The sequence below is a fragment of the Halorubrum sp. CBA1125 genome (assembly GCF_009742825.1).
GTDB lineage: Archaea > Halobacteriota > Halobacteria > Halobacteriales > Haloferacaceae > Halorubrum.
The window spans coordinates 1-7,302 of record NZ_WPCE01000147.1 but is presented as its reverse complement, the minus strand read 5'-3'; the positions used below and the strand labels follow the sequence as shown (position 1 = coordinate 7,302).

At 70.1% G+C, this 7,302-nt stretch carries 4 protein-coding genes and 2 pseudogenes; all 6 read right to left on the bottom strand.

Going from position 1 to position 7,302, the window contains the following annotated elements:
- Positions 1-585, bottom strand: a 585-nt coding sequence (locus GJ633_RS12145; RefSeq protein ID WP_156589039.1) for an FAD-binding protein, incomplete at its 3' end; no start/stop codon positions are given.
- A gap of 110 nt (positions 586-695) precedes the next feature.
- Complete coding sequence (locus GJ633_RS12140) at positions 696-1,796, bottom strand: ABC transporter permease (protein ID WP_156589038.1); 1,101 nt, start codon at positions 1,794-1,796, stop codon at positions 696-698.
- Positions 1,789-3,036 (bottom strand): ABC transporter permease, encoded by a 1,248-nt coding sequence (locus tag GJ633_RS12135; protein ID WP_321169058.1) that lies wholly within the window; start codon positions 3,034-3,036, stop codon positions 1,789-1,791. The genes GJ633_RS12140 and GJ633_RS12135 overlap by 8 nt, the downstream gene beginning before the upstream one ends.
- Positions 3,033-4,684, bottom strand: a pseudogene (locus GJ633_RS12130) (ABC transporter ATP-binding protein). The gene GJ633_RS12135 and the pseudogene GJ633_RS12130 overlap by 4 nt, the downstream one beginning before the upstream one ends.
- Before the next feature lie 156 nt (positions 4,685-4,840).
- Complete coding sequence (locus GJ633_RS12125; protein WP_156589037.1) at positions 4,841-6,034, bottom strand: BMP family protein; 1,194 nt, start codon at positions 6,032-6,034, stop codon at positions 4,841-4,843.
- A gap of 52 nt (positions 6,035-6,086) precedes the next feature.
- A pseudogene (locus GJ633_RS12120) lies at positions 6,087-7,302 on the bottom strand (phosphomannomutase); the annotation flags it as partial.

Sequence of the window (7,302 nt, the reverse complement as noted above, 5' to 3'; positions counted from 1 at the left end):
CTCGACGATCTCGCGGTACGCCGAGCAGAACTGCGAGTACCGGACGTTCGTGTCGAAGGTGGTCTCCTCGAAGTCGGCCTTGTCCTGGAGCAGCGACAGCGACCCCGCGCCGTCGATCACGACGTCGGCCTCGTAGGTCCGCGGCTCGCCCCGCCGCTTCGCCCGCAGGCCGGTGACCCGGCCGTCGGCCGTCTGGCGCACGTCGTTGACCACCGTCTCGTAGTGGAAGTCGACGCCGGCGTCCGCGGCGCCCGCGATGATCCGTCGGCCGTACTCCCAGCGGTCGATGACGGCCAGTTCGCCCGGCACCGGGATCTCAAGTACCGTGTCCTCCTGGGGGATCTCGAAGCGACCGTGGTCGACGCCGGTGTTCGTGAACGCCGGCTCCAGCCGCGACTTCGGAATCGCCTCGGGGAAGGCGTCGGCGCCCTTCAGCGCGTCGCCGCAGGCGATGTGGCCGGCCTCCTCGGCGTCCTTCCGCTCGACGACGGCGACGTCGAGCCCCTCGTTCGCGATCGTCGCGGCGGCGTAACAGCCGGCGGTCCCGGCGCCCGCCACGACGACGTCGTACTCGTCGATGGTCATTACCGGGTGGTGTCGGGCCCTCGGCAAAACTCTTTGCTCCCGTTTCGGTCGTCTCACCGGCGACACGACCGTGGGCCGCGGGCGCGGTGAGGCTTGTGTGCCGGCGGCGGTCAGTCCTCGGTCTCGTAGTGGTCGCCGGCCGCCTCCGGGAGCCGCGTCCGGCCGACCAGCGCGAGCACGACGATCACCACCACGAACGGCGTGATCCGGATGAGCTGGCGGGGGATCCCGATCCCCTGGAGCTGGAGCACGGTCTGTACCGCGTCCAGTCCCGCGAACAACATCGTCGAGAGGAACGCCCCGACCGGGTTGTAGTTCCCGAACAGGTACGCCACGATGGCGATGAACCCCTTCCCGTTGACCATCGTCGGACCGTTGCCGGTGAACTGACCGAGGTCGAGCGACAGCGCCGCGCCGCCCATCCCCGCGAGCACGCCCGAGATCAGCACCGCCGCGTACCGGACGCGGGTGACGCTCACGCCGGCGGTGTCGAGCGCCTTCGGGTTCTCGCCGCTGGCGCGGATCCACCGGCCGAACGCCGTCCGCTCGAAGACGTACCACGACCCGGCGACGGCGGCGAACAGCATGTACACCGACGGCGACGCGGAGAAGAGCGCGCCGAAGAACGGGAGGTCGGCGAGCACCGGCACCGTGATCGACGGCGAGGTCGCGACAGTCGGGGTGTTCGGACTGCCGTAGATCACCTGCGAGGCGAACGGCGCGAGTCCGAGCGCGATGAGCCAGACCGCGAGCCCGGCGATGATCTGGTCCGCGCGGAATCCGATCGTCACGACGGCGAACAGCGCCGCGAGCAGCGTGCTCGCGACCACACCGCCGGCGAAGCCGATCCAGACGCCGCCGGTGATGTCGGCGACGTAGATGGCGCCGAACGCCGAGATGATCAGGAACCCTTCCAGTCCGATGTTGATCACGCCCGACTTCTCGGCGAAGATTCCGCCGAGGGCGGCGAACGCGATCGGCACGGACAGCCGTAGCGTCGCCGCGAGCGTGTTCCGGCTCGTCAGCACGTCCGCGAGCGTCCCGGCGAGCGAGTCCGGGAAGGCCAGGCCGGCGAGAAGCAGCGCGACGACGGCGACGACAGTCACGCCGGCGACGAGCGCGCGGGTCGTGTACCGCTCGAAGAGGGTCTCCCTTTCGACGTTTTCGGCGGCGGTATCGTCGTCCGCGCGGTCCGCGGGCGCGTCACTCATCGGCCTCACCTCCCCGTTCGCCCGGGACCCCGCCGTCGGTCGCGACCGCCTCCGGTCTCGATCCCGCACCCGGCAGTCCGCGGGCCAGCAGCCGGAAGAACTCCGGCATCGCCACGAACAGGATGATGAGCCCGCGGAGGACCCCCACGAGCTGCGGCGGGACGTCGGTCGCGAACTGGACGACCGTCGTCCCGCTCTTCAGCACGCCGAACAGCAGCGCGGCGACGCCGACCCCGAGCGGGTTGTTGCCGGCGAGGATCGAGACGGTGATCCCGTCGAACCCGTAAGCGGGGATCCCCGTCTGGAACGTCCCGAGCACCATCATCACGTACATCGCGCCGGCGATACCGCCGAGCGCGCCCGAGAGCGTCAGGCTCGCGACGACGGTGCGTTTGGCGTCGACGCCGCCGTACTCGGCCGCCTCGGGCTGGACGCCGCTCGTGCGGACGTCGTACCCGAAGGCCGTGTGCTCGAGGACGTAGTACAGCGCGCCGACGGCGAGGAGGCCGAAGGCGAGCGCGACGATCGAGAAGTCCTGTCGGGCGCCGAAGAACAGCGCCGGAAACTGCGCGAACTCCGGGAGCGGAACGGTCTGGTTGGCTGCGCTCTCGGGGTCCTTGAAGACCCCGCTGACCAGGTACAGCGCGACGCCGGTGGCGATGAAGTTGAGCATGATCGTCGTGATCACCTCGTTGGCGTCGGCGTACGCCTTCAGCAGCCCCGGAACCGCGCCGTAGAGTCCGCCGAACACCGCGCCGACGAGGAGCCCGAACGGGATCAACACGACGGTGCCGAGGACGCCCGACACCAGCGACGACGCCCAGAGAACGCCGAGCGCGGTCGCCAGCGCACCGACGACCATCTGCCCCTGCGTCCCGATGTTGAAGATCCCGGCGCGGAACGCCAACGCCACCGAGAGCCCCGTGAAGATCAGAAGCGTCGTCTCCCGGAGCGTGACCGCGAACTGCCCGTTCGGCGACCAGCTACCGCTGAGCGGATCACCGAGCGCCCCGAGGAACAGGCGGTCGAAGACCACGACGGGGTCGTAACAGAACCCCGTGCCGAAGTAGTACACCGCTTCGCCGGCGGTACACGTCGTCATTCGACCGGCCACGAGCACCAGCACCGCGCCGATGAGGACGGAGAGGACGAGCGCCGCCGTGCTGATCAGGATCCGCTCGGTCGCGGACGCCCTGGCGAGCCGGGAGAGGGCGTCCCGCGCGCGGTCGGCGGCGCTCACGCTCGCTCACCGTCCCCGGCGTTTGTGGGGTCCGCCGGCCCGTCCCGTTCCGTCTCCGATGCGTCCCCACTCTCAGTCTCCGCTGCGTCCCCGCTCGCCGTCCCCTCCGGTCCACCACCGCCTCCACCGTCGTCTCCCGGCCGCTCCCCGGCCATCAGCAGGCCGAGCTCCTCCTCGGTCGTCTCCTCCGGGTCGACCACGTCGACGAACTCGCCCTCGTAGACGACGGCCAGGCGGTCCGAGAGCCCCTGTACCTCCTCCAGCTTCGAGGAGACGAGGAGGATCCCCACGCCCTGGCGGCGGAGTTCCAACAGCCGCTCGTGGATGAACTCGATCGATCCGACGTCGACGCCCCGCGTCGGGTGCGAGGCGACCACCAGTTCGGGGTCGCGCTCGAACTCCCGGCCGACGATGAACTTCTGCTGGTTGCCGCCGGAGAGCGACTCCGCCTCGGCGTCGGCGTCCGGGGGCCGAACGTCGTACTCGTCGATGATCGCCTCGGCGTGCCCCCGCGTCTGCGACCAGTCGATCCGACCGTTGGCGGCGAACTCGGCGCCGTGTTGGCTGCCCAGCAGCCCGTTCTCGACCAGGTCGAACTGCATCACCAGTCCGCGGTCCTGGCGGTCCTCGGGGACGTACGCCATCCCCGCCTCGATACGCTGCCGCCGCGAGGCGGTCGTGACGTCCTCGCCGCGGAAACGGATCTCGCCCGCGTCGGGGGTCCGGAGGCCGGTCACCGCCTCGACGAGTTCGGACTGGCCGTTGCCGTCCACGCCCGCGATCCCGAACACCTCGCCGGCTCTGACGTCGAAGGAGACGCCGTCGACCGCCCGAACCCCGCGGTCGTCGTCGACGACGACGTCCGAAACCGAGGCGACGACTTCGCCCGTCTCCGCGGTCCCGTGGTCGACGTCCAACAGGACCTCGCGGCCGACCATCAGCTCCGCGAGCTCCTCCTGGGTGGTCGCGTCCGCGTCGACGGTCCCGACCTTCCGCCCGTCGCGGAGGACGGAGATCTCGTCGGCCGCGCGCATCGCCTCGCCGAGCTTGTGCGTGATGAAGATGATCGTCTTCCCCTGTGCGGTCAGCTCGTCGAGCACGTCGAACAGCTCGTCGACCTCCTGAGGCGTCAACACGGCGGTCGGTTCGTCGAGGATCAGCGTGTCGGCGCCGCGGTACAACGCCTTCAGGATCTCGACGCGCTGTTGCTCGCCGACGGAGATGTCCTCGATCCGCGCGTCCGGATCGACGTCGAACCCGTAGCGGTCGGCGAGTTCGACGACGGCCTCGCGCGCCCCTCTCCGGTCGACGGCGAGCCCGCCCCACTTCCGCGGCTCGTTGCCGAGTGTGATGTTCTCGGTGACGGTCATCGGGTCCACGAGCATGAAGTGCTGGTGGATCATCCCGATCCCGGCGTCGATCGCGTCGCGGGGCGATCCGAGCGCGTGCGGTTCCCCGTCGATCCGAACCTCCCCCGACGTCGCTCGTAGAGGCCGTAGAGAACGTTCATCAACGTCGTCTTGCCGGCCCCGTTCTCGCCGAGGAGGGCGTGGACGGTGCCGCGTTCGACCTCGAGGTCGACGTCGTCGTTCGCCACGACGCCGGGAAACCGCTTCGTGATCCCGTCGAGGTGGACGGCTGTGGCCATTAGTCTAGTACCTTCTGATTCGAGGGTGACTGAATATGTTTGGATATAGCGATCCCAGCAAGAACCGCGAACGGCCGAGAATCCAATCAGAGCGCGGAACGGTCGGCGCGCGAAGCGGCCGCCGGTGGTGTCCCAGCGTGTCGGTCGGTTGGACCGCTACACTTCCGAGGGAACCGAGATGTCGCCGGCGATGATGTCCTCGCGCGCGGTCGAGACCTCGTCTCTGACGGCTTCGGGGATCTCGGAACCGAGCTGGTCGCCGTAGACGAGTTCGACGCCGTCGTTGTCGAGCCCGAGCGTGACGTTCGATCCGCCGGGGAACTCGCCGTCGACGGTCGCCTCGATCGCGTTGTAGACGGCCGTGTCGACCCGCTTGACCATGCTCCCGAGGATGACGTCGGCGTAGTCGGGCCGCGTGATCGACTGGTCGCGGTCGACGCCGATCGCGAACCGTTCCTGTTCCTGTGCGGCCTGGAAGACGCCGGTGCCGGTGTTGCCCGCGGCGTGATAGACGATGTCGGCGCCGCTGTTGTACATCGCGGTCGCCGCCTCGCGACCCGCCGCGGGGTCGTTGAAGCTGCCGGTGTAGTTGACGCTGACGTCGACATCGTCGCTGCCGGCGGCGACGCCCGCCTCGAAGCCGGCCTGGAACTTCTGGATCAGGTCGGACTCGACGCCGCCGACGAACCCGACGTTCGTGGAGTCGCCCGCGGTCGAACCGGCGCCCGCCGAGAAGTCGCGGGTGGTGAGCAGGCTCGCCATCAGCCCCGCGAGGTACGACCCCTCGTGCTCCCGGAACGTGTAGCTCGCGACGTTGTCTGCCTGAACGACCGAGTCGACGATCATGAAGTCCTGGTCGGGGTACGACGCAGACGTCTCCGAGAGGGAGTCCGCCTGGAGGAAGCCGATACAACACACCAGGTCGTAGTCCGGGTCGGCGGATTCGGCGAACTGCTGCTGGAACGTGCTGAACTGCGACACTTCGTCGGGCTGGGCCTCCCGGAACTCGATTCCCAGTTCCTCCTCCGCCTGTATCGCTCCCTGCTGGGCCTGGTCGTTGAACGACCCGTCGCCGAGGCCGCCGGTCGCGTAGACCATCCCGATGTTCGCCGCCGGACCGCCCTCGCCGTCCGAACCGTCAGACTCGTCCGAGCCGTCCATTCCGTCCTCGCCGTCGTCCCCATCAGCCCCCTCCGAGGCGTTCATTCCGTCGTCACCGTCGTCTCCATCAGCCCCGTCCGAGCCGTCCGAACCGTCGCCGGTCGGACCGCCGCTACAGCCGGCGAGCCCGACGAGGCCCGCCGCGCTCGCCGCCTTGAGGAACCGCCGCCGATCGAAGTCGGATGCCATGTCGTCTACAAAACCGGGAGTACGCGGCATAAATTCGTCGCTCCGGGTGGATTCAGGCCGAAGCGTCGACCGCGGCCACCGCGTCCGCCACGAGGGCCTCGACGTCGGCGATCAGCTCGTCGACGTCGTCGCTCTCGGCGTACACGCGGACGTACGGCTCCGTTCCCGAGGGGCGGACCAGCGTCCACGAGGCGTCGGAGAACTCCAGCCGCACGCCGTGGTCGGTGTCGACGGCGGCGGCCGGGAAGGCCTCCGGCAGGGTCGTCGCCAGCCGGTCCATCGCGTCGGCCTTCGCGTCGTCGGGACAGTCCACGCTGACCTTGCGGTACGGCCGCTCCGTGATCGGCTCGCGGAGTCCCGACAGCCCCTCGTCGGCGACGAGCCGGGCGATCACGGCCGCGGAGGCGACGCCGTCGATCCACTCGCCGAGGGCGACGTGGATGTGCTTCCACGGCTCCGCGGCGAAGACGACCCGGGTGTCGTCGCCCATCTCTCCGGCGGCACCCGCCTCGCCGACCGCACCCGCCTCCCCGACGCGCCCGCATCGCCGGCCGTCTCGCGGACCGCCGCGATCCCCTCGTGGAGCGCGCCCAGACGCACGCGCTGGACGCGGCCGCCGGCCTCGCGGACGCGCTCGTCGATCCTCCCTGACGCGTTCGGCGTGGTGACGACCACCGGGTCCGCGGCGTCGCTCTCGCGGGTGTACCGCTCGGCCAGCATCGCGAGCACGGTGTCCTCGTGGACGACCTCCCCGTCGGCGTCGACGATCACGATCCGGTCGGCGTCGCCGTCGTGGCCGATCCCGAACGCGAACCCCTCGGCGTCGCCGCCGGCGTCCGGCCGCCCTGGTGCCTCGACCCCCTCGTTGGCGTCCGCGATAAACACCCGGAGGTCGCGGAGCGTCTCCGGCGTCGGCTTGCTCCCCCGCCCGGGGAAGTGTCCGTCGACGTTCCCGTTGAGCGTGACGACCTCGGCGCCGAGCTCGCGCAGGACGGTCGGGGTCGCCGGCGCGCTCATGCCGTTCCCGCAGTCGACGGCGATCCGGAGCCCCTCGAGGTCGCTCCCGTATCCCTCGGCGTACGCGCGCACGTCGTCGAGGTACTCGGCGAGGACGTCGACGCGTTCCGGCGTCGTCCACGCGTCCCACCCCGCGGAGCGTTCGTCCGCCGCGACGCGCTCTTCGACCGCGACTTCCGCGTCGCGGTCGAACTCGCTGCCGTCGCGGAACAGCTTGATCCCGTTGTCCGGGGGCGGGTTGTGCGAGGCCG

Excerpts from the sequence above, each read along its gene's own strand:
- GJ633_RS12140 (WP_156589038.1), bottom strand. The coding sequence starts at position 1,796 with ATGAGTGACGCGCCCGCGGACCGCGCGGACGACGATACCGCCGCCGAA.
- GJ633_RS12125 (WP_156589037.1), bottom strand. The coding sequence starts at position 6,034 with ATGGCATCCGACTTCGATCGGCGGCGGTTCCTCAAGGCGGCGAGCGCG.